Origin of the sequence: Amycolatopsis halotolerans, from assembly GCF_042647905.1 — a bacterium.
GTDB lineage: Bacteria > Actinomycetota > Actinomycetes > Mycobacteriales > Pseudonocardiaceae > Amycolatopsis > Amycolatopsis halotolerans.
In genome coordinates this window covers 43326-66343 of record NZ_JBHRWI010000006.1, presented here as the reverse complement: position 1 = coordinate 66343, position 23018 = coordinate 43326, and the positions used below count along the sequence as shown (strand labels likewise).

Sequence of the window (23018 nt, the reverse complement as noted above, 5' to 3'; positions counted from 1 at the left end):
CCGGGACAGCGGCCCCGGGAGCGCGGGACCGGCTCAGTGGGTCCAAGCGGGGCTCTCGTTGGGCGGCATCGGGGAGCTGGCCGTGTCCTTCTCCCATTCGTCCACGTCCTGGCCGTCCCATTTGAGCAGTGTGTCCGCGTGGCGCTTGCACTTCTCGAAGTCGAGCACGCCGTAACCGCGGTAGACGTAAATAGACTGATTCAGCTGCTCGTACCCCTTGCCCGATTTGTACTCCATCTCCACCGCGGTCCGGACGGCTCCGAGGTAAAGCGTGCTTTCATGCCGCGACAGGACCCCGACCTGCTGGTTGGAGTTCTTCTGCTTTCTCCCCTCGTTCTCGAGCGCCAATTGCCCGATCTTCTGGATGGTCGTCACGATGCCCTGGAAGTTCTCCGGCGTCATGATGTTCTGCACCAGGTCCGCCACCGCGTCGACCGCCTTTTTCAACGACGTCTTGCTGATGGACGCGTCCCGGTTGTCGAAGGTGTACGTCAGGAAGAACGGAATCGTGGAGAATTTCTGCAGGAAAGCGGCCCAGGCGACCGGGTCGAATTTCTCGCTTCCCGGGTTGAAGCCGCTGAGCGTCACCGCCCGGTGCACGATGGTGCTGCCGACGGACTCCCACGAGCCGAACTTCACCAGCGGTCCCAGGTCGGGCAGCAAGCTGTTGTCCCCCGCCGCTTTGTTGCCGACCCCCTGGGCGTTGCCGTCCGGGTCGAAGTCCTGGAGCGCGGAGACGTCCAGTTCGGGGATCGACGTCTGCCACAGCGCGATCTCCATGGCCTCCAGGCCTAATCGGGATTGGCTGATCTCGGTCATGACTGCTCCTTGTCCACGGTTTACGACGGGTGAAAGGGCTCGGCCGTTTCAGGCGCCGCCGGACGGCAGGGCATAGCCGTTCGCGACGCGGACACCGGCCTTCGCACCTCGAAAAGCAGAACACTTCGAACGGAATATTCCCGCGTTCGCCTGGCCCGGCTCGCTGAGCCGAGGCGAATCCAGCGCAATAAACTTGATGCCAACAACGAATCCGCGCTCGGCGCGACGCGCGATGTTCGCAGAGCCTATTTCATGACGACACCTCTCAGCGATTTTGCCCCGCACACACCTCAGCGCCGCGCTTAACCATGGTCCCGCGCGAGAGAGGGGCGGGGAAAGACCGCTACCACGAATGCCATTAAATGCATCCGTCCGAGTGCTCGCCGACTACCGGGCACCGCGTCGTCCGGCTTCGCTTCCCCTGGGCCGGATTCATCAGATCGAGCCCTTCGAGCGTCGCTCACCGGCGAGATCGCGAGATATCGCGCCGCGGAGAACTCCTCGATCGAGCGCGCTGGGGAACCCGGGCGCACACGCGTAATTTACTCGGATTCACGAGGCATATTCCGGCAGGTGGCCCGAATTGGCGCACGGCCTGCTCCGACCGAGTGGCCGCACCTCGACCGGAGCAGCGGCCGCGCAGTTCTCCCCGAATGTGCGCCGTGCCGACCGGACCGCCTCGGACTGGCGGCGGCGGGCACCCGGATCCTCGCGAAAGTCCCGAACAGGCAAATCGCTGGGCGAAGTGGATGGGGTGCGAGCCGGAGGAAACCGCCGCCGCGCAGTTTGTCTACTCAATGGGCATCCTGAGCGTCGCGGTGCCCGCCGACATCGCTGCGCGAGAACATCGGCCCTGCCCATCTGGCCGGTGATTACCCGCTCGACGTTTGCCTCCGCGCGGCTGAAACGGAACCGACGTGCCACCACAGCCTGCCGCCATCAACCGCGGCCTCTCAGCTAGGCGCAGCAGACCTTGCGACCGTCCGTTCCCGCTGGCCGCCGACCGCGCACAGGGCAGCAACCGCGAATGCCGCCGCCTCGTAGGTCATCGCGTGCCATAACGCGGCGCCCGCGGTCGCGGCCGGGGCGGTGTAGGCGATACCGGCGAACGTGACGCCCAGCGTTCCGCCCAGTTGTTGCGCGGTGGGAAGCAGCCCGGAAACCGAGGCCGCCGCTTCGGGGCGAACCCTGGCGATGATCTGGGTGAACGCGGACGCGGTGAAAACCCCGAAGGCGACTCCGCCGACGCACAACGCGAGCCAGTACAGCCAGGGCAGGTCGATGACCACCGGGACGGCAAGGGACACCAGTCCCATCGCAAGCGAGGAAGCGGCGAGCGCACGGGGGCCGAACCGCTTGCCCAGGCTGTTCGCGATCCGGCTCCCGGCCAGTGCTCCGACGGCGTACGGAGTGATGCTCAGGCCCGTCTGAAGCGGACTCCAGCCCTTGGCACCCTGGAGGTGCATCGACAGCAGCAGGGTGAAAGACGGGACGCCCGCGTTGAAGACCAGCACGGCGACCAGTCCCCACCTCGTCGCCGGTTCGGCCAATGTGGACGGTTGGATAAGCGGTTCCGCCGCCCTGCGCTGGGAAATCACGAAACCGGTCAGCGACGCCACGGCCAGCGCCAGGCTTGCCCAGGTCCACGGCGGCCAGCCGGTCTCGCGTCCCATGGTCAGCGGGAACACCAGCAGTGCGAAACCCAGCAGGCTCAGCGTCGCACCGACCGGGTCGACCCGCTGAGGCTTGCGTTCACTGTGGACAGACGGCAGCGCGGGCGAGAGCGCGAGAGCGGCGATCCCGATGGGAACGACCAGCAGCATCGCCGCCCGCCAGCCCAGCCCCAGCGGGTCGAGCTGGGTCAGCACGCCGCCGAGCACCGGGCCGGCGAGGGAGGCCGCCGCCATTGTCCCTCCGAAGGCGCTCAGTGCGGCGGGGCGGCGGTTCGCGGGCAGAGCCGACTGGATGATCGACAGGATCTGGGGCGCCATCAGGCCGCTGCCGAAACCTTGCAGGGCGCGCCCGGCGATCAGCACCCACGCGTCCGGCGCGGCGGCGGCCCCGATCGAGGCGGCGGTGAACAACGCCATCCCCGCGACGAACATCCGGCGGTAGCCGTACTTGTCCCCCAGCCGCGCGGAGACGATCAGCGAGCAGGCATAGGTGAGGGTGTAGGCGGCGAGGACCAGCTGGGTCTCCGCCGACCCGGCGCTCAGGTCACGCTGGACGTCGACCACGCCCACCTGCATGACCGTGACGCTGAACAACTGGACGAACGTGCCGGACAGGACGATCGGCAGCAGAAGTCGTTGAGCCGGCGGCGAAAGACGCACCGAGCTCATCGGTCGGACCGGTGCAGGGCGGCCGCGACGAGGGTGGTCGCCAGTTCGTCCGGCCGGGTCACGAACGGGGAATGGCCGCCCGGCAGGGAGTGCACGCGGAACGGGTTCCCCGGCGTCAGCCGATCCGCCTCGGCGATCATCAGGTCCTGGGTCGCGGGCGGCAGGGCGAGGTCGTCGGCCAGCCGCACGTAGGAGCGGGAGATCCGTCCCCACCGCGCCGCGGAGACCGGGACGGGCGTGGTGAAGTTCGCGAACGGGAGGTCGGGGTGCAGGAACTGCCGCCACGATTCCGGGCTGCCCTCGGGAAGATCGTCGAGGAACGCCCGGCGGATGACGCCGGCGACGGCCGGATCCGGGGAAAGCGGGTTGATCCGGATCGCGCCCAGTTCGGCCGGATCGCCGATCGGCGGGACCTGGACCGCGCCCGCGTTCTCCTTCGCTTCGATGTAGTCGGCGAACCGGGGCCTGCCCCCGGGCACGAACGCGGACAGATAGACGAGCCGGTCGACGAGCTCCGGTGCCTGTTCAGCGGCGGCGGACGCGGCACCGCCGCCGGCGCTGTGGGAGGCCAGGACGACGTTCCGGTACCGGGTGCGGGCGCTGACGAGCGCATCGAGCACGACGTCGGTGCTGTCCTGCATGGTGACGTCGCGCAGCTCCGACCTTTCGCTGGCGAAACCGGGCTGGCCGGGCAGGAAGTACCCGCTCGGGACAGGCGCGTCGAGCCCGCTCCCCGGCAGATCCACGGCGACGCTGGCAAGGCCGTGCCGCGCGAGCGCGCGCTGCGTCGAGGTCCAGTGCAGCGCGGAATGCCAGGCACCGTGCACGAGCAGGATGACAGTCTCGGACGAGGAGGGTCGCGTCACTTGGGGTCCTTCGAGAGTCGATCAGGGACCTCCCCAGAGCACACTCACCGCGCCACGTTATCCACCCTGATATCTCACGAATGCCTCCGCGATACTTCCTACGTATAGTGATGGCGTGGAAGCCCGTCACCTCCGTTACGCCTTGGCCCTCGCTGAGCATCAGCACTTCGGCCGTGCCGCCGCGTCGCTGGGCATCGCCCAGCCGCCGTTGTCGACGCAGATCGCCGCGCTTGAGCGGGAAGTCGGCGAGCGGCTTTTCGATCGGACCGCGCGCGGCGTTTTCCCCACTGCCGCGGGGGATGCGTTCCTCGCCAGAGCGCGCGGCGCGCTTGCCGAAATGAGCCTCGCGCTCGTCGACGCGGGCCGCGCGGCACGCGGCGAGACCGGGAGGCTGCGGCTCGGGTTCATCGGATCCGCGCTGCTCGACCCGCTGCCGGGGGTGATCGGCCGGTTCCGGAGGACCCATCCGGAGGTCCGGATGACCTTGCAGGAGCTGGACAGTTCCGCCGGATCCGCGGCGTTGCTCGCGGGCGAACTGGACGTGGCGGTGGGCCGGGGCAGCCCCCGGGGCACCGGCGCGGAGCAACTGGTCACCGTGCCCATCGGCGCCGACCACCTGGTGGCCGCGGTTTCGGTGGGACACCCCTTCGCCGGGCAACGGTCGGTCGACGTCGAGCGGCTCGCCCGCGAACCGCTCGTGGTCAGCGCGGACGCGGCGGGTTCCTATCTCAGGTCGGTGTTCGAGCCCGCCGTCCTCGACGGCGCCACGCTGGCGCGCGACATCCACACGATCGCCGGGCTCGCCGCCTGCTGCGCGGGGGTCGGCCTCGGCCCGGAACGGATGCGGCTGATCACGCGCAAGGACCTCCGGTTCTGCGCCGTCGAGCCGCGGTTCCGGCTGCCGGATCTGCAGATGTCCTTCCGGGCGGCCGATTCCTCGCCGACGCTGGCCGCTTTCTTGTCGGTGGTCCGGCAGAATTGTGCCGACGTGGGCGGACGGCTGGACGAACTTCTCGCTAGGCATTGTTGATTGTTGTGTTTAACTGCTGTGTTTGATGGCCGCGACTTCGTCGCGGCGGAGAAATCGCCTTCATCCGGTTTCTTCCCTCCCGATCCGCTCGGCCCGGGGGCCGATCGGATCGCTCAGTCCAGAAACCGGGGCGATTTCTCGGTTCGGGCAGGTGAGTGGTCAGGGCGAAGGGGGAACAGCAATGTTTGTGCGTGCGGGAGATCGGAACTCGTCGGGGAGTGGGGGTTCTGGCGCGACGCGGGGAGCAGGGGTCGGTTCTGGCGCGGGGTGCCAGCGAGTGGTGATCGGACGGTGTCGAAGCGGGTGTTGTGCGCACGAGCCGCTTCGCCGAGGGGTTCAGCCGATGAACTCGTAGGTGGGATCGCCGTGGTAGCGCCGGGCGGTTTCCCGCAGGCAGCCCAGCAAGACGTCGCCGTGTTTCAGATCGTTGCCTGCCCAGGCGGCCCACGTCCGCATCCAGTGCTCGGGACGCTCCGCCCGCAACGGGATCCATTGCCAGGCGGGGAACCACTTCCGGGCGGACGTCGCGCCGATGAGCACCGTGTCGACCTGTGAGCTGGTGGCGATCAGTTCGCTGTGCTCGGAGAACGCGCGGAACAGCCAGTCGACTTCGGTTCCGGTCGCGGTCGCCGCCGCGCGCAGGCTGACCTCTTCGCCCTTGGCGGAATGGGCCATGACACGCAGCCCGTCGAGATCGGCGACATCGAGCTGCTCCCGGTCGCGGGGCCCGGCGCCTTCGCGGAAGACGCAGCCGAGCCGTTGCCGGAAAAGGAGTTCCTTGCGGAGCTCGGGCGGCTGGGTGTGCACGAGGCTCAGATCCAGCAAACCGCCCAGCAGCAACCGGCGCTGCTCCTCGCTGGTGGCTTCGACGATCGCGAAATGGATCTCCGGCGCGGCTTCGCGCACCGTGTTCAGGTAAGCCTCGATCCAGCCTGCCGGGATCCCCGACGGGACTCCCAAGTGGACGAGGTGCCGGGAGCCGGCGGCGGCTTGGAGGACCTCGGGGACCCGGTCGACCAGCTCGAAGATGGACAACAGGTGCTCGCGCAGGCCCTCGCCGACCGCGGTCAGCTCGGTGCCGGTCGCGGTCCGCCGCAAGAGCTGGTGCCCGAGCGTCTTCTCCAGCTGGGCGATCTGCCTGCTCAGCGTCGGCTGGGTGAGGTGCAGGGCCGCCGCGGCGCGCGAGATCGAGCCGTACTCGGCGACAGCGCGGAAGTAGTCGAGGTGGCGCAGCTCCAGCATGAACTGAGCATATGCCTCTCAGGCATGGCGGGGTCGAATGATCGGCATTTGATCTATAACTGCTGGTCGCTCAGGATCGTCCCAGCGAGCAGACGGACGGAGAGGAAGCGATGATCGTCGAGTTGGCTTTCGAGCGGCGGCCAGGGCCGGAGGGGGCTCCGTGCACGTTCGTGCTCGTCCACGGCTGGGCGCGCTCGCGCTCGGACTGGCTTCCCGTTCTGCCCGGCCTGCAACGGATCGCTCCCCTCGTGCTCGTGGACCTGCGCGGGCACGGCGAGTCCGAGCCGGGGCCGGACATGCGGCTGCCGCACGTCGCGGCGGACCTGCGCGCGCTGACTGACCGGCTCGGTCTCGGCCGCGTGGTGCTGGTCGCCCACTCCGCGGGCAGCGAGGCGGCTGCCTTCCTTGCCCGGCAGGAGCCGGAATCGGTGGCCGGTCTGGTCGCGATCGACCCGGCATTCGGGCTTCCCGACAAGGATCGGGCCCGAATCGAAGGGATCGCCGAGCGGCTCCGGCGCGAGGATCCCGTCGCGGTCGCCCTGGAACACTTCGCCGGCCACGGGCCGTGCCCCGCGCTCCCCCGCACCGGCGACCTGGTCGAGGCCGCGCCGGAGGCCGTCCGCGACCTGTTCGTCGACTTCGCTTTCGGCGCGGAGGCGCTGCATTTCCAGTCTCAGGCGAAACAGTTCTTCGCCGATTTTCCGGTACCGGTGCTCGCGATATACCGGAACCGCGAACGCGCCCGCCTGGCCCGTGAGTTCCTCGCGAACGCGGCGGTCAAGGTCGTGGCGGGCGGGCATTGGACGCACCACGAGCACCCCGGCGAGGTGGTGGCCGCGATCGCCGAGTTCCTGTCCTGGACGGAAAAGAAAGAAGCACACCATGACTGAACCCCGCCGTGTCGCCATTGTCACCGGAGCCGCGGGAAAGCTGGGCGCCGCCATCGCCGGACGTCTGCTCCAAGACGGCGTCGCCGTCGTGGTGGCCGACGTCAAGGCGGACGCGGCGGACGCGACCGCCGCCGAACTGCGCGCCAAGTTCGCCCCGCCCGCGGTCGGCATCGCCGCGGACCTCGGGTCCGTCGAGTCGATCGAGAACCTGATCGCGGGCGTGGGCAGGCGCTTCGGCCGGATCGACGTCATCGTCAACAACGCGGCCGTGAACCGCCGCTCCACGCTCGCCGGGCTTTCCCCGGACGACTGGGACCTCATGAGCGAAGTGAACCTGCGCGGCCCGGCGTTCCTCGTCAGCAGGGCACTGGAGTTCTTCAAGGCGCAACGCGGCGGCGCCGTGGTCAACATCGCCTCGCGCAATTGGGTTTCCGGCGGGCCGGTCGCCTACACCGCCATGAAAGCCGGGCTCGTCGGGTTGACCCGGTCCTTCGCCACCGAACTCGCGAAGTACAACGTCACGGCGAACGCGGTCGCGCCCAGCTTCATCCTCTCCGACTTCACCGCCTACGACCGTGACGAAGAGCAAATCCGGCGCCTCACGGCCGAGTACCGGGCCATCACGCCGATGCCGCGGATGGCGGAACCCCGTGACGTCGCCGAGGCCGTCGCCTTCCTGGCCTCGCCCGCGGCGTCGTTCATCACCGGCGAGGTCCTGCACGTATGCGGCGGCGCGCAGCTCGCCCCGCTCCCCCGGACCCCGCTCGCCGTCGAACACCCGGCCCTGCCGTGAAGTTCGGCGTCGCGACGATCTGCCTGCCCACAATGGACATTCCCGAGTGCGTCGCCCAGGTCCGCGCCGCGGGGTTCGGCGGGATCGAATGGCGGGTCGAGCCGCGCCCCGGCAGCATCCGAGACGCCAAGCCCGCGCACCCGTACCTGGTCGACCACCACGCCACCCTCCCGTTGGACGTGCCGACGGCGGAGGCGGTCGCACGCGACACGCGCGCGGCAGGACTCGACGTGATCGGCCTGGCGCCCTACATCGAGGTCGGCGACACCGGGATGCTCCAGCTCGCGTGCGACCTGGCACAGGCGGCCGGCGCTCCGCAGATTCGGCTGCAGGCGCCAAGGATCTCCCGAACGGGAAAGTGCTATTCGGACCTGTTCGAGCACACCGTCGCGTTCTTCGGGGAAATCGAAACCGCCGCGAGAGCGGCGGGAATCCGCGCGCTGCTGGAGATCCACCACAACACCATTTGCCCCAGCGCCTCGCTCGCGCACCGCGTGGTGTCCCGCTTCGACCCCGCGCACGTCGGGGTCATCTACGACCTCGGCAATCTCGTCTTCGAAGGCTACGAGGCGCACGAGATCGCGCTCGACCTGCTCGGCGACTACCTCGGGCACGTGCACTTGAAGAACGCCGCGCACTTCCGCTCGCCGGGCGGCGGCTGGCAAGCCGGGTGGACCCCGCTCGAGGACGGCGAAGTCGACATCCCCCAGGTGCTCGGCCTCATCGACCGGCGCGGCTACCCCGGCTGGGTTTCGGTCGAGGACATGAGCCTGGACCGCCCGCCCGTCGCGGCCCTGCGCCACAACGCCGCCCAGCTCCGCGAGTGGGGCCTGCTGCACTGAGCTTCCCGTTACCGGACAAGGAGGTCCACAATGGATGCGACGAAGTCCGCATCGGACACCGCGGCGCCCCAGGCCGCGAAAGCGTCCCGCTACCGGTGGGTGATCCTCGCCGTGTGCTGGCTGGCCTACACCCTCGTCTACCTCAACCGCACCGCCTGGTCGGTGGTCGCGGTCGACGCTTCGCACTCCATCGGGCTGTCGGTGGCCCAGCTGGGGATCTTCGCGACAGCGATGTCCATCGGGTACGTGGTCACCAACATCCCCGGCGGAATCGTCGCGGACCTGATCGGCGGCCGCCTCGCCGTGGGGATTTCCCTTGTCCTGGCGGGAATGCTGACGTTCGCCTTCGGCACCGTGCACAACCTCGGCGTGGGGATCGCGATCCAGGTCCTCATCGGGCTGGTCAGCGGCGCCGACGTCGCGTCGTTCACGAAGCTGCTCAGCCGCTGGTTCCCGCCGCGCGAGCGCGGGACCGCGTTCGGGCTGTACATCACCGCGACCGCGTTCGGCAGCGTGCTCGCCAACGCCTCCATCCCGGCACTGATGGCGAGGCTCGACTGGAACGGGGTCTACTACCTGTTCGGCGTGCTCACCGTCGTGGTGGGCGTGGTCTGCTGGGTCCTGCTGCGCAACGACCCGCCCGTCTCGCCCGGTTCGGCCGAGACAACAGAACCGGGCGGACGCCTCGGCTTCGCGGCGATGCTCAAGAACCGCAACCTGCTGTCGCTCGCGGCCGCCGGACTCGGCATGCAGTGGGCCACCCTGGGGTTCCTGGCCTGGGGCAACTCCCTGATGGTGAAATCGCTCGGGCTCTCGGCGGGAAGGGCCGCGCTGGTCATGGTCGTCGTCAGCACCACCGCGATCGGGGTCAAACCCCTGGTCGGCTTCCTGTCCGACCGCCTGCGCGGCACCCGCAAGGCGCACCTGATGATCCTCAGCGGGTACTTCGCGGTCATCCTGGTCGTCTTCGGCCTGGTGCGCGACTACTCCGTCCTGCTGATCCTCGCCCCGCTTCTCGGTTTGGGCGTGTACGGCTACACGGTGCTGACCAACTCGACCGTCCCGCAGTACGCCGACCCGCGGTTCGTCGGCGGGGCCTTCGGTCTCGCCAACACGGCCTGGCAACTCGGCGGCGTGTTCGCACCGGTCGCCGTCGGGGCCGTGTTCAGTGCGACCGGCTCGCTGTTCCTGGCTTTCGGCGTACTGGCGATCGGCCCGCTGCTGGGTGTTCTGTTACTTATTCCGATCCGCGAGCGCGAAGCGGTCAGCCCTTGAGCCGAGGGAACAACTTCTCCGAGTTCCCGCGGTCGATCGCCGCCCGCAGGCCGTCGTCCAGGGGATAGCGTTCGAAGGTCTTGTTCATGAAACCGACGGCGACCGCGGGGGCGAACGGGAAGTCGCTGCCGTACGTGATGTGGTCTGGATCCGCCACCTCCAGAAGGCTCGGCAAGGCCGACGGCGACGCCGAAAGGGCGATGTCGTAGTAAAACTGCCGCAGGACTGAGAGCTGCTTGGGCACCTGGTGCTTTTGGTCGAGCAGCGCCCATGCTTGCTGTGCCTTGTTCTTCGTGTTCAGCATCGTGAGCAGGATGCGGTAAGAGATGTAGGGCACGAACCCGCCCGCGTGCGCGAGGATGAACTTGATCCCCGGGTACTTTTCCATCGATCCCGACAGGATCAGGCTGATCGCCGTGCGCGTGGTGTCGAGCAGGAAGTCCGCGGTGAAGGTGGGGATTCCGGGCACCTCCGGCCCGGGCAGCTCGCCCGGGTGGACGAACACCGCCGCCTGGCGTTCGTGGAGGAACTGCAGCAGCGGCTCGAATCCCGGGTCGCCGAGGTAGCGACCGTCGTTGTTGGCCAGCAGGACGATGCCGTCGGCGTGCAGCGTGTCCAGTGCGTATTCGGCTTCGGCGAGCGCGCCTTCGACGTCGGGCAGGGTGAGGGTGGCGAAGAATCCGAACCTGTCCGGCCGGTCGGCGACGACTTCGGCGGCGTATTCGTTGACGTCGCGTGCCCAGCGGCGGGCCTCCGGGACGTCTCCGAAGTAGACCCCGGGAGTGGAGAGGGAGAGAATTCCGGTGGCAATTCCGTGGCCGTCCATGAACTTCAGCGCGGACGGCGCCGACCAGGACGGCAGGTCGATGCCGCCAGGGCGGATTCCTTTGTCCTGCATCCATTTCGCGTAGCGGGGCGGCACGAGGTGCTGGTGGGTGTCGATGCGCTGGGCACGGCTCATCGGAGGTGTCCTTTCTCGAAGTGGGTCAGCGAAGCCGGGCAGCGAGGTCGAATACCGCCTGGGCGTGCAGTTCGAACAAGCGCATCAGATCTACGGCGTCGCCGCCGATTTCCTTCGCGACGAACAGTCCGTCGGCACCAGCCATGGCGTACGTCGTGAGCAACTCGACGGAGGCGGAGTCCAGTTCCGGCATGAATTCGGCGATGATGCCCGCGACGCGTTCATGCGCGACTCCGCGCACCTGCAGGAACATCGTCCGGGCACTGGGTTCTTCGGGGCGACGTTCGAGGGTGAGCATGAGGCCCAGGCGCAAGAAATCCGGGGCTTCGAGCAGCGCCTTCGCGACCTGCTGAGCCAGCGCAGTCACGCGCGCCAGCGGCGTTCCGTCTTCCTCCGGCAAGGACAACGCGGCGAGCCAGCCGTCGAAACTGCGCTCGATGACCGCCGCGATCAGGTCGTCTTTGTCCTTGAAATGCCAGTAGATCGAACTCGCCGGGAGCCCGCATTTCTTGCTCACCAGCGCGATGCTGGTGCCCTCGTAGCCGCGTTCCCCGGCGACTTCGACGGTCGCGTCGAGAATCTTCCGGCGCGACTCCTCGCCGTTCGCTCGCCGGCGTCGCGCACCTCGTTCGTTCACGTTCACTCTCGCACCTTACCGTATCGGTCACTACAGGAAGGGGTTGACCGACGCTGCTCGCTCAGCTTACCGTATCGATCGATCCAATTGTAGTGATGACTACAGGAATACGGTTCCCGACTCGACGTGGAGGCCCCGTGCCGTCGACTGGCTCACCATCGTCCGCTGTGGTGCGGAGTACTGAGAGCACCGTCCGGGTCGGTGCCCGCGACATCTTCCTCACCGAGATCGCCGGCCCGGGGAAGGCGACACCGGTGGTCCTGCTCCACGGCGGCGGGCCGGGCGCGACCGGCGCGTCCAATTACGCGCGCAACGCCGACGCGCTCGCGGCGGCCGGTCACCGGGTGCTGGTTCCGGACATGCCCGGATACGGGCGGTCGTCGAAGGAACTGGACCATGCCGACCCCTTCGGCGACCTCGCGATCTTCGTGCGCGGCCTGCTTGACGCGCTAGACGTCGAGAAGGCGCACGTAGTGGGCAACTCCTACGGCGGAGCGGCGGCATTGCGGCTGGCGCTCGATCGGCCGGACCGGGTGGAGACGCTCGTGCTGATGGGCCCCGGCGGCATTGGCACAACACGTCGGCCGCCGACCAAGGGACTGAACGCGCTGCTCGGTTACTACGGCGGCGAAGGCCCGTCCCGGGCGAAGCTGACCTCGTTCATCCGCGAGTACCTGGTGTTCGACGAGTCCGAAGTGCCGGAAGAACTGATCGAGCTGCGCTATCAGGCCAGCATCGACCCCGAAGTGGTGGCGAATCCGCCCCTGCGCCGCCCGGCCGGGCGCGGAGCGCTGCGCACGTTGTGGCGCATGGACTTCACCCGCGACCGCGACCGGCTCGCGCGCTGCCAGGTGCCCACGCTGGTCGTGTGGGGCACCCACGACAAGGTCAACCGGCCGTCCGGCGGACCGTGGCTGGCGCGCACCATGCCGCACTGCGACCTGCACCTGTTCGCCCGCACCGGCCACTGGGCTCAATACGAACAGGCCGAGCGATTCAACCGGCTGCTGCTCGACTGGCTCGGAGGGGTCAGGTGACCATTGTGGACGCTAGAAGCCGCCCGGACGTCTTCGGTGCCGTACGGCTGGGGTACATCGTCGTCGAGTCGCGACGGCTGACCGACTGGAACCGCTTCGGCGCCGACGCGATCGGCCTGCACGTCGACGAACTCACCCGCGACACTCTGCGTTTCCGCCTCGACGACCGCGAATGCCGGTTCCTCGTCCAGCGCGGCCCCGCCGAGGACGTCACCGCCGCCGGCTGGGAAATCGACGACCACGAGACCTTCGAGATCGTACTGGGACGGGTCGCCGCCGCCGGACTTCCCGTCACCGAAGGCTCCCCGGAGGAAGCCGCCCTGCGCGGGGTCGAACGGCTGTGGCGATTCCCCGGTCCGAAAGGCATCGCCACCGAGGTCTTCACCCGTGCCCGCACCACCGCCGCACCGTTGCGGATGTGCAACACCGCCTTCGTCACCGGCCGTTCCGGCATGGGTCACCTGGCGATCACCACCACCCGGCCCGAGCAGCTGCACACCTACTGGAACAACCTGCTGGACCTGCGCCTGTCGGATCGGATCGTCGAACGCGTCGGCCCGGCGAAACTGAACATCCGGTTCCTGCGCAGCGGGCAGCGCCACCACTCCATCGCACTCGCCAACGTCGCCGGACTCGCGCTCGACCCGGTCCGCACCTCCGTGCAGCACGTCAACATCGAGATCGCCACCCTCGACGACCTCCTCGCCGGCTTTCACCGGGTCACCGAACTCGGCTTCGCCATGGCCTGGTCGATCGGCCAGCACACCAACGACCGCGAGCTGTCCTACTACTGCGTCACCCCGTCCGGATTCGAACTCGAGGTCGGCTGGAACCCGGTCGTCGTCACCCCCGAACGGGAAGAGACCTGGGAACCCGCTACGTACCAAGGCATTTCGCTCTGGGGGCACACCACGGCCGGCGCAGGCGTCGCCGCCCTCATGTCGCGTTTCCAAGCCGCGGTCCGGTCGCTGCGCGAGCAGGAGGAGACCGTCCCGGCGCTGTCCGCCACCGCGTTGGGCACCCACCGCTGACATCCGTCTCAGCCAAGGAGGCACACGGAAGTGTCCGAAATCCCCCGCTACGACGTGGCCGTCATCGGGTACGGGCCCACCGGGGTCACTGCCGCCAATCTGCTTGGCGCGCAGGGCTTGAAGGTGGTCGTCGTCGAACGCGACGCCGAGGTCTACACCCGGGCCCGCGCGATCTCCACCGACGAGGAGGTGCTGCGCGTCTGGCAACAGGTCGGCCTGGCCGAAGAGCTGCAGCGAGACATGCTGGCCGGGCTGCCGATCGACTTCGTCGATCACCGGGGACGGTCGTTCCTGTCCGCGTCCTTCGACTCGGCAGGCCATGGCTACCCGCCTCAGCTGTTCATCTACCAACCGACCCTGGAAGCGACCCTGCGCAAGGGCGTCACGAGGTTCCCGAACGTCGACCTGCTGCTGGCCCACGAATGCCTGCGCGTGCGCCAAGACACCGGCGGCGCCGAACTGCTGCTGGCCGAGGACGGCGGCGAGCATCTCAAGCGGGTACGCGCCTCCTGGGTCATCGCCGCGGACGGCGGTTCCAGCCCGACCCGCGGCCAGCTCGGCGTCGGCTTCGACGGCCGCACCTACGAAACCCGCTGGGTGGTCATCGACACCGAGGTCAAGCGCGAGTGGCCCGGTCACGACCGGCTGCGCTTCCACTGCGACCCGCTCCGCCCTGCCGTGGACTGCCCCACGCCGCTGGGGCACCACCGCTGGGAATTCCCCGTCCTTCCCGGCGAAGACGAAAACGACCTCGTCACCGACGCGGCCGTATGGCGTCTGCTCGGCCGCCAGGGCATCACCCGCGACGAGGTGACCGTGCTGCGGGCCGTGGTCTACAGCCACCACGTCCGCGCAGCCGCCCGCTGGCGCGTCGGCCGCGTCTTCCTCGCCGGCGACGCGGCCCACGCCATGCCGCCGTGGATCGGCCAGGGCATGGCCGCCGGGGTGCGCGACGCGGCCAACCTGTGCTGGAAGCTCGCCTCCGTCATCCGCGGCGAATTGCCCGAGACCGTGCTGGATTCCTACGAGACCGAGCGCAAACCGCATGTGCGCGAGGTGACGCGCCGCGCGGTACTGGTGGGCCGGATCATCACCGAACGCCGTCGCCGGATCTGCCACATCCGCGACACGCTGGTGCGTCCGCTATCGCGGCTGTCGCCGGTCCGGCGACTCCTCGTCAAGCTGTCCTGGCTACCCCCGGCGCGCTACCCACGCGGATTCCTCGGCGGCGGCACCCCCGCTGTCGGCCACAAGGTGCCCCAGCCGTGGGTACTCGACAGCGACGGTGCCCGCAGCAGGCTCGACGACGTCCTCGACGGCAAGTGGACCGTGCTGAGCACCTGCGCCGCCGTCCCGGACCCGGCGTGGACCGCCGCCGCCCGCCTGACGGTCCTCCCTCCCGGAGCACAGCCGGAAAACGGATGCGTGGTCGACATCGACAGCACCCTTCTCGCCTGGATGCGGACGCATCGGGCGCACACCTTGGTCCTGCGGCCAGACGGCTTCGTCTACGCCGCCGCAGACGCCACCACCGCGCTCTCCCCGCCGCCAGCCGGACTCCGGCCGCTCGACGCTGATCGCCTGCTTTCCTGACCCGGAAGGACCACCGCCATGAACCGAAAGTTCACCCGTCGCCGCGCGGTCACCAGTGCCGCAGCCCTAGCCAGCGCTGGCCTGTTCAGCACGGCGGCCGCACGAGCGACCGCGCCGCCTTCCGGTGCCTACCGGATTGATCTGCACGCGCACTTCCTGCCACCCGAATACCGGGCTTCCTTGCTGAGCCACGGTTATTTCACCATCGGCGGCTATCCGACCCCCGAATGGTCGCCGGAGGCGGCGCTGGACTTCATGGACCGCTACGGGATCGCCGCCCAGGCACTGTCCATTTCGGACCCCGGCGTGTCCTTCCTCCGCGGCACCGAGGCTCGGGACATGGCCCGGTACTGCAACACCTACGCCGCAAGCTTGTTCAAGTCCCATCCGACTCGCTTCGGCGGTTTCGCGGTGCTGCCCATGCCTGACGTGGCAGCGTCGATCGCCGAACTCGAATACGCGCTGACCGTGTTGAAACTGGACGGCGTCGTGCTGTTGTCCTCGTACGACGGCATCTATCTCGGCGACCCGCGCTTCGAGCCGCTGATGGCCGCTCTCGACCGGCACAACGCGTACGTCTTCGTCCACCCCGCGTCCGTGTCCCGCGACTCGAAACCAGAACTGCCTCTCCCGGATTTCCTCTACGAGTTCACCTTCGACACCACCCGCGCCGCGACAATGCTGATGTACACCGGAACGATGCGCCGCTATCCCCGCATCAGGTTCCAGCTCGCGCACGCCGGCGGCACGATCCCCTTCCTGACCTACCGCCTGGGCGTGCTCTCGAAAACCGGGGCCGCCGACCTGTTTCCGCCCGGCGTGCCGCGACCGTCGGCGTTCGACGTCGCCGAATTGGTCAAGACTTTCTTCTACGACACCGCGTTGAGCCCGGCGGCAACGGATATGCGCAGCGTGCTCGCGGCCGGGCAGCAGTCCCGCGTCGTGTTCGGCAGCGACTGGCCATTCTCCCAGTTGACCCTCACCGGTTCCGGAGATCCGCAGCCCGAACTCGATCAGACCTTCACAACCAGCGACCGGCTTCAGATCGAACGAGCCAACAGCCTGCGCGAACTCCCCCGGCTGGCGCAGGTTGTCGGGTCCTGAGTCACCGGCCCGCGGTCGTCAGCGCCGTGAACAGCCGAGGGAGCACGTCGGTCAGATAGCGGCTGTCGGCCTTGTCGGGGAGTTCGTCGAGGATCGCGCGTTCGAGCATGGTCTCGTAGAGCGCCACGATCGCGACGACGGCACTGCGCGGTTCGACGGTCAGCCGCATGTCCAGCCGGTCGAGCAGGTTCCGAAGGATGTCGGAGAGGGCGTCGTGGAAGCGGCGTTCCGCGGCCGCGGCCGGCGCGCGCAGGTCCGGCTGACGGAGCGCCTGTGCCCGGAACTCGGCGTTGAGCAGGTACCACGTCTCGTCCGCCGCGAGGGATTCCATGAACAGCAGACCGGCTTTCGGCAGCACCTCGTCGACGGAACCGGGCACGGCCCGCTCGACCGCCTCTTCGACGGCGCCGCGCAACCGCTCGGCGCGCTCCCGCATCTCCACCTCGTAGATCGCGAGGAACAGTTCTTCCTTGCTGGCGAAGTTCGAGTAGAAGGCGCCGCGGGTGAAACCGGCCCGTTCGCAGATCAGCTCGACGGGAGCGTCCCGGATGCCCGTCTCGGCGAACACTTCGTAAGCGGCGGCCATGACTCGCCGCCTCGTTTCCGCGCGGCGGCGGGTCATGCGCTTCGGGGTTTCCAGGCTCGCGCCGGTCGTCGCCATGTCGCTCACCCTATCTCCCCCGACCAGGTGATCGGATACACGTTGCATCGGATGCACACTGCATTACGATACACCTTGTATCCGATGTGTTGGGAGCGCCCGTGTCGTCATTTCTGTACCGGCTGGGCCGCGCCGCCGCCCGAGCGCGCGTGCTCGTGGTGGCGCTGTGGGTCGTGATCCTGGCCGCGGCCGGCGGCGCGGCGCTCGTGGCCAATCAAGGCACCGACGACGCGTTCGCCATTCCGGGCTCGGAGTCCCAAGATGCCCTCGACCACCTGGGCCGCGTCTTTCCTGAGGTCAGCGGCACGTCGGCGCAACTGGTGCTCGTGGCGCCGGAGGGCGCGAAGGCCGATACCCCGCGGGTCCGGGCCGCGGTCGGCCAAGCGGTGGACCGGATCGGGAAGCTGGACCAGGTCGCCACGGTCGTGGACCCGTTCGGCAAAGACGTCAACGGCGCGGTGTCGAAGGACGGCCGGGCCGCGCTGATCGCCGTGCCGTTGAAAGTGCAGCTCGCCGAGGTCCACCCAACCACTAAGACTCAGGTCGCCGGGATCGCCGCCGACCTCGCGAAGGCGACCGGCACGGAGGTCCGCACCGGCGGCGACGCGTTTTCCGACCGGGTCCCGAAGCTCAGCCCGACCGAGGGCATCGGCCTGGTCATCGCCTTGCTGGTGCTGGTGCTGATGTTCCGGTCGCTGATCGCCGCGGCGATGCCGCTGGCGACGGCGGTCCTCGGCGTCGGCGTCGCGGGCGGCCTGATCTTCCTGGCCACGCTGGTCACCCCGATCTCCTCGACCGCGCCGATGCTGGCGGTGATGATCGGGCTCGCCGTCGGGATCGACTACGCCTTGTTCCTGCTCTCCCGGCATCGCGACCAGCTCGCGGAGGGCCTCGACGTCGAAGAGTCGATCGCCCGGGCCACCGCCACCGCCGGGTCGGCCGTGATCTTCGCCGGGCTGACCGTGGTCATCGCCCTGCTCGGGCTGGCGGTCGCGGGCATCCCGTTCCTGACCACCATGGGCATTGCCGCCGCCGTCGCGGTCGCACTGGCCGTCGCGATCGCCGTCACGCTGGTGCCGGCGCTGATGTCCTTCGCCGGCAACCGGTTGCGGCCGCGGGTCAGGAAGCCGCGACGGCGGACCCGGCGCCGTCAGAAGCCGCAGATCGCGCGCGGGTGGGTCCGGCTCGCGACCAAGGCTCCGCTGGTCACCGTGCTGGTCGTGGTCGCCGGTCTGGCGGTCTGCGCGATCCCGGCGCTGTCCTTGCGCCTGGCGTTGCCCGACAGCGGAACCGAGGAACACGGCAGCCCCGCGCGCGACACCTACGACGTCGTCAGCGACCATTTCGGGCCCGGCTACAACGGTCCGCTGATCGTCACGGCGGACATCATCACCAGCACCGATCCGATCGGGCTGATGAACAAGCTCGCCGAGGAGATCCGGCACGTGCCCGGCGTCGCCTCGGTTCCGCTGGCCACGCCGAACCCCAAGGGCGACACCGGCATCGTGCAGGTCATCCCCGCGACCGCGCCGGACTCAGTGCAGACCGACGACCTGGTCGCCCGGCTGCGCGGGATGGAGCCGCACTTCCGGGAAACCTACGGCGCGCAGACCGCCGTCACCGGGATCACCGCGGTCGGGATCGACGTGTCCGCACAACTCGGCGACGCCCTGGTGCCGTTCGGGATCCTGGTGGTCGGCCTCTCGCTGATCCTGCTGGCCATGGTGTTCCGGTCGATCTGGGTTCCGATCAAAGCGACCGCGGGTTACCTGCTCTCGGTCGCCGCGGCTTTCGGCGCGACGTCGTTCGTGTTCGTCCAGGGACATCTCGCGGACGTCCTCAACGTGACTCACGTCGGGAGCGTGATCAGCTTTCTGCCGATCATCCTCATGGGTGTCCTTTTCGGGCTGGCCATGGACTACGAGGTCTTCCTCGTTTCGCGCATCCGCGAGGACTACGTCCACCAGGGCGATCCGCACCATGCCATCGAATCCGGGTTCGTTTCCGCGTCGCGGGTGGTCGTCGCGGCCGCGGTGATCATGCTCGCCGTCTTCGCCGCGTTCGTGCCCGAAGGCAGCGCCACGATCAAGCCGATCGCGTTCAGTCTCGCGGTCGGAGTCTTCATCGACGCCTTCATCGTGCGCATGACCCTGGTGCCCGCGGTCCTCGCGCTGCTGGGCCGCCGCGCCTGGGGACTGCCCCCGAAGCTCGACCGCGCCTTGCCGGTGTTCGACGCGGAGGGCGACGCGCTCGTCCACGAATTGCGCCTGGCCGACTGGCCCGCACCAGACAGCACCGAAGCGGTCAGTGCCCGGGCTCTCCGGCTCGAAGACGACCGGGGCCGTCCGATCTACTCGGGAATCGAGCTGCACCTCCAGGGCGGAGAAGTCCTTGTGCTGCACGGCGCGGGCGCGTGCGGCAAAACAGCATTGCTGTACACGCTCGCCGGACGGGTCACGAAGTTCACCGGCGATCTGAAGGTGCTCGGGCGCGTCCTGCCGCAGCACGCACACGCCCTGCGCCGGGATGTCGCTGTCATTCCCTGCCGCGACGAGGAAAACCCGGCGGGCCAGATCGCTGAAGCTCTTCGGAGCGACGCCGGGCTCATCGTCGTCGACGACGTCGATCTCGTGCTCCGCACGGATGTCCGAGACCAGGTGCGCGCGCTGCTCGGCGATCGCCGCACCCGCTCCGGCGAAACCGCCACCTTCGTGCTCACCTGCCAGGATCCCGACCGCATCCGGGACCTGCTGCCTGCCGGAACCACCCGCCTGCACGGTCTCACCGCCGCCAAGCCCACCGAGGTCCGCTGATGCTGAAGCCGTTCGCCAACTCCGCCCGCGCACTGGCCGCCGGGCCGCTGACCTGGCGCACCTGGACCGGTCTCATCGCCGTGCCGCTGATCGTCATGGGTTTGCTCACCTGGGCGTTCTGGGCGCCGGACGCCAATCACGGCACCGCGAAAGCAGCCGTGGTGAACAACGACGAACCAGTGCAGGTCAACGGGCAGACCATCCCGCTCGGCCGTCAGCTCGCCGGATACCTGACCCACAGCGAGGATTCCTCGTACACCTGGGTGCTCACCGACGCCGACGACGCCGCCTCCGGGCTGGCCGACGGCAGCTATGCCGCCACCGTCACGATCCCGAAGGACTTCTCCGCCCGCGCCACCTCCAGCGCCACCGGCAAACCGCTCGACGCGCGGCAGGCGCGGCTGCAGGTGCAGACGTCCGACGCCGCCGGGGTCACCGATCCCAGCCTGGCGACGCACATCGCCAAGGCCACCCAGCAAACCCTCAATCAGCAAGTCGTGGAAACCTACCTGGACAACGTGTACGTCGGGTTCACGACGCTGCACAAGCAGGTCGGACAGGCAGCCGACGGAGCGGCCCAGCTGGCCGACGGGAACCGGCAGCTGGCCGAGGCCGCCAGTCAGCTCAACGACGGCGCCGGCCAGCTCGCCAACGGAACCGAAAAGCTCGCCGCCGGGTCCGGGAAACTTTCGTCCGGGCTCACCCAAGCCGAACGGGACACGGCGCAACTGCCCGCGCTGACCCGCCAACTCGCCGACGGAGCGGATCAAGTCGCCGACGGCAACGAACAACTCGCCGCCGTGGTGGTCCCGCTGGCCAACCGGATCATCGCCGCCATCGACGCACTCCCGTCGGCGGGCAGCGCCGCGCAGCAATTCCGGCAGCTGGCCGACCAGTGCCCCGCCAACGGCGGTTCAGCCTCCTTCTGCAGCGACCTGAGCCAGAGCGCGGACCGGTTCACCAGCGACGCGCAGAAGATCGACGGCGCCAAGGCCGCCGTCCGGGCCAACGCCGTCAAGGCTCGCGACTCCATCCAGGCCCTGGCCGCCGGATCCCGCAAGGTCGCCGACGGAAATGCCCAGCTGGCCGGCAAATCCGGCCAGCTCGCCGCCGGAATCGCGGCCGCCGCGGACGGTGCCCGTCAGCTCGATAACGGCGTCCGGCAAACGAATTCCGGTGCCCACAAGCTCGCCGACGGCACCGGGCAGCTGACCGACGGCGCCAAGAAGGCCGACCGCGGCGCCCGGGAACTGGCCACCCAGCTCGACAAGGGCCGCGATCAAGTGCCCAGCTACACCGACGCCGAACGCGCACATCTCAAGACCGTCGCCGCCGCGCCGAGCACCTCAGCCGCCGGCGGAACGCCGACCGGAACCCTGGCCCTCACGCTGTTCGCCGCTTTGGGCCTCTGGGCGCTGGCACTGGCCACCTACCTCGTCACCCGCGCCGTTCCCGACGCGGTGCTCACCGCCCGCGAACCCACCTGGCGAATCATCCTGCGCGCCGCCATCCCGGGCGCGACCGCCGCCGCCCTCGCCGCCGTCGCCATCACCGCGATCGCCGTCCCCGTGCTCAAACTCAGCCTCGGCGGCACCGTCGGGTTCCTGCTGATCGCGTTGCTGGCCGCGTCGGCGTTCGTCGCCCTCAACCAGGCCGCGACGGCGATCTTCGGCCGGGCCGGCCGGATAGCCTCGCTGGCAGTGCTGGTCCTGGCCGGGGCGACCGGTGTCGTCTCGACACTTCCCGGACCGCTGTACGCACTCGCCGGCTACCTGCCCACCCACGGCGCGGTGCTCGCGTTGCGAGCCGCCGCCACCGACGGGACCGGGCTGGCCGCCGGCGTCGCTCAGCTCGCCGCATGGCTGCTGGTCGGCGGCCTCGTTTCGATCCTCGTCACCGACCGGCGGCGTTACCTCTCCGCCAGAAGCATTCGGCTGCGGCGCGGCAGCGCCCTTTCCGCTCCTTGATCGGGAGGAAGCGAGGGCGGTCTCGCAAACGGCGCATTTGCCTGCCGTACTGCAGAAGGACGCGATTCCGCTATTCGACGTTCTGAGGCTCAGCGGCCGAACTGAGACTTCACCGCGTCGGGAATGCGCTCACCGTGGATATGGCTCGCCGCCTCCTCGATGCGCCGCAGGTCGCCGGACGTCAATTCGACGTCGAGCGCTCCCAGGTTCTCTTCCAACCGATGCAGTTTGGTGGTCCCGGGAATCGGCACGAACCACGGCTTCTGCGCCAGCACCCAGGCGAGAGCGATCTGAGCCGGGGTGGCTCCCTTGTCTCCGGCGATCTCCTGGAGCAAGTCGATCAGTGCTTGGTTGGCCTGCCGTGCTTCGGGAGTGAAGCGCGGCAGCATGCGGCGGAGGTCGTTGTCGGCCAGCGAGGTACGGGAGTCGATGGTGCCGGTCAGATAGCCTTTGCCCAGCGGACTGTAGGGCACCAGGCCGATGCCCAGTTTCTCCAAGGCCGGGATGACCTCGGTTTCGTGTTCCCGGGTCCAGAGGGAGTATTCGCTTTGCAGCGCCGTCACGGGCTGCACGGCGTGGGCGCGGCTGATCGTCGTCACACCGGCCTCCGACAAACCGAAGTGCTTGACCTTGCCTTCGGCGATCAATTCCTTGACCGTGCCCGCAACTTCCTCGATCGGCACGTCAGGATCGACGCGGTGCTGGTAAAGCAGGTCAATGCGATCCGTGCGCAGACGCTGGAGCGAGGCCTCGGTCACCCGGCGGATCTGCTCGGGCCTGCTGTCGAGTCCGGAAGCCGGGGCCGGCCCGTGTTCTCCGTGCTTGAGACCGAATTTGGTGGCGATCACCACCTGGTCGCGGACCGGTGCCAGCGCCTGACCGACCAGCTCTTCGTTGGTGAAAGGGCCATAGACCTCGGCGGTGTCGAACAGAGTCACGCCGCGGTCCGCGGCGGCCCGCAGCAACTTCGTCATCTCGGCTGGGTCCGGGGGCGAACCGTAGAAGAAGCTCATGCCCATGCAACCGAGTCCCATGGCTGAAACTTCGAGGTGCTGTCCGAGTTTGCGTTTCCGCACTGGAGAGTGCTCCTTCGGCAAAAGATAATCTGGCCCGTC

At 68.8% G+C, this 23018-nt stretch carries 19 protein-coding genes; 11 read left to right on the top strand and 8 right to left on the bottom strand.

Annotated elements, in window-relative coordinates:
- Window positions 1–33 precede the first annotated feature (33 nt).
- From ACFORO_RS05685 to ACFORO_RS05675, 3 genes are all read right to left on the bottom strand, one after another.
- Entirely contained in the window at window positions 34–819 is a 786-nt protein-coding gene (locus ACFORO_RS05685; protein WP_354747084.1) for a hypothetical protein, read from the bottom strand.
- A 953-nt stretch (window positions 820–1772) separates the two neighbouring features.
- Window positions 1773–3161 (bottom strand): MFS transporter, encoded by a 1389-nt coding sequence (locus tag ACFORO_RS05680; protein WP_377867662.1) that lies wholly within the window; start codon window positions 3159–3161, stop codon window positions 1773–1775.
- Complete coding sequence (locus ACFORO_RS05675) at window positions 3158–4027, bottom strand: alpha/beta fold hydrolase (protein WP_377867661.1); 870 nt, start codon at window positions 4025–4027, stop codon at window positions 3158–3160. Before ACFORO_RS05675 ends, ACFORO_RS05680 begins: the two co-directional genes overlap by 4 nt.
- A gap of 115 nt (window positions 4028–4142) precedes the next feature.
- On the opposite strand from ACFORO_RS05675, the gene ACFORO_RS05670 reads away from it, so the two are divergent.
- Window positions 4143–5057, top strand: coding sequence for a LysR family transcriptional regulator (locus ACFORO_RS05670; protein WP_377867660.1), 915 nt, complete (start codon window positions 4143–4145; stop codon window positions 5055–5057).
- A gap of 336 nt (window positions 5058–5393) precedes the next feature.
- On the opposite strand, the gene ACFORO_RS05665 is transcribed toward ACFORO_RS05670, so the two are convergent.
- Window positions 5394–6299, bottom strand: coding sequence for a LysR family transcriptional regulator (locus ACFORO_RS05665; protein WP_377867659.1), 906 nt, complete (start codon window positions 6297–6299; stop codon window positions 5394–5396).
- 110 nt (window positions 6300–6409) lie between these two features.
- Between ACFORO_RS05665 and ACFORO_RS05660 the strand changes: the two genes are divergently transcribed.
- Genes ACFORO_RS05660 through ACFORO_RS05645 form a run of 4 tightly spaced genes read left to right on the top strand, consistent with a single transcriptional unit; the run spans window position 6410 to window position 10099 of the window.
- Window positions 6410–7189 (top strand): alpha/beta fold hydrolase, encoded by a 780-nt coding sequence (locus ACFORO_RS05660; protein ID WP_377867658.1) that lies wholly within the window; start codon window positions 6410–6412, stop codon window positions 7187–7189.
- Complete coding sequence (locus ACFORO_RS05655; RefSeq protein WP_377867657.1) at window positions 7182–7982, top strand: SDR family oxidoreductase; 801 nt, start codon at window positions 7182–7184, stop codon at window positions 7980–7982. The genes ACFORO_RS05660 and ACFORO_RS05655 overlap by 8 nt, the downstream gene beginning before the upstream one ends.
- Complete coding sequence (locus ACFORO_RS05650) at window positions 7979–8824, top strand: sugar phosphate isomerase/epimerase family protein (protein ID WP_377867656.1); 846 nt, start codon at window positions 7979–7981, stop codon at window positions 8822–8824. The genes ACFORO_RS05655 and ACFORO_RS05650 overlap by 4 nt, the downstream gene beginning before the upstream one ends.
- 30 nt (window positions 8825–8854) lie before the next feature.
- Window positions 8855–10099 (top strand): MFS transporter, encoded by a 1245-nt coding sequence (locus ACFORO_RS05645; protein WP_377867655.1) that lies wholly within the window; start codon window positions 8855–8857, stop codon window positions 10097–10099.
- Here the strand turns inward: ACFORO_RS05645 and ACFORO_RS05640 are convergent.
- Together ACFORO_RS05640 and ACFORO_RS05635 are read right to left on the bottom strand one after the other, a co-directional pair.
- A complete protein-coding gene (locus ACFORO_RS05640) occupies window positions 10089–11060 on the bottom strand; it encodes an amidohydrolase family protein (RefSeq protein WP_377867653.1) in 972 nt (323 codons plus the stop codon). The two genes, ACFORO_RS05645 and ACFORO_RS05640, sit on opposite strands and share 11 nt — an antisense overlap.
- 25 nt (window positions 11061–11085) lie before the next feature.
- Window positions 11086–11703 (bottom strand): TetR/AcrR family transcriptional regulator, encoded by a 618-nt coding sequence (locus ACFORO_RS05635; protein ID WP_377867651.1) that lies wholly within the window; start codon window positions 11701–11703, stop codon window positions 11086–11088.
- A 164-nt stretch (window positions 11704–11867) separates the two neighbouring features.
- Between ACFORO_RS05635 and ACFORO_RS05630 the strand changes: the two genes are divergently transcribed.
- Genes ACFORO_RS05630 through ACFORO_RS05615 form a run of 4 tightly spaced genes read left to right on the top strand, consistent with a single transcriptional unit; the run spans window position 11868 to window position 16462 of the window.
- On the top strand, window positions 11868–12734 hold the full coding sequence (locus tag ACFORO_RS05630; RefSeq protein WP_377867649.1) for an alpha/beta fold hydrolase: 867 nt from the start codon (window positions 11868–11870) through the stop codon (window positions 12732–12734).
- Between the two features lie 5 nt (window positions 12735–12739).
- Entirely contained in the window at window positions 12740–13765 is a 1026-nt protein-coding gene (locus ACFORO_RS05625; RefSeq protein WP_377867647.1) for a VOC family protein, read from the top strand.
- A 30-nt stretch (window positions 13766–13795) separates the two neighbouring features.
- On the top strand, window positions 13796–15358 hold the full coding sequence (locus ACFORO_RS05620) for a bifunctional 3-(3-hydroxy-phenyl)propionate/3-hydroxycinnamic acid hydroxylase (protein WP_377867645.1): 1563 nt from the start codon (window positions 13796–13798) through the stop codon (window positions 15356–15358).
- 18 nt (window positions 15359–15376) lie between these two features.
- Window positions 15377–16462, top strand: coding sequence for an amidohydrolase family protein (locus tag ACFORO_RS05615; protein WP_377867643.1), 1086 nt, complete (start codon window positions 15377–15379; stop codon window positions 16460–16462).
- Window position 16463: 1 nt separating this feature from the next.
- Here ACFORO_RS05615 and ACFORO_RS05610 read toward each other — a convergent pair whose 3' ends face one another.
- Window positions 16464–17123 (bottom strand): TetR/AcrR family transcriptional regulator, encoded by a 660-nt coding sequence (locus ACFORO_RS05610; RefSeq protein ID WP_377867641.1) that lies wholly within the window; start codon window positions 17121–17123, stop codon window positions 16464–16466.
- Window positions 17124–17224: 101 nt separating this feature from the next.
- Between ACFORO_RS05610 and ACFORO_RS05605 the strand changes: the two genes are divergently transcribed.
- The gene (locus tag ACFORO_RS05605) at window positions 17225–19936 is read left to right on the top strand and encodes an MMPL family transporter (protein WP_377867639.1); all 2712 of its coding nucleotides are present in this window, start codon (window positions 17225–17227) and stop codon (window positions 19934–19936) included.
- Window positions 19936–21903, top strand: a complete 1968-nt coding sequence (locus ACFORO_RS05600) for a YhgE/Pip family protein (protein ID WP_377867637.1) — start codon at window positions 19936–19938, stop codon at window positions 21901–21903. Before ACFORO_RS05605 ends, ACFORO_RS05600 begins: the two co-directional genes overlap by 1 nt.
- An 89-nt stretch (window positions 21904–21992) precedes the next feature.
- Here the strand turns inward: ACFORO_RS05600 and ACFORO_RS05595 are convergent, their stop codons facing one another.
- On the bottom strand, window positions 21993–22979 hold the full coding sequence (locus tag ACFORO_RS05595; RefSeq protein WP_377867635.1) for an aldo/keto reductase: 987 nt from the start codon (window positions 22977–22979) through the stop codon (window positions 21993–21995).
- Window positions 22980–23018 lie beyond the last annotated feature (39 nt).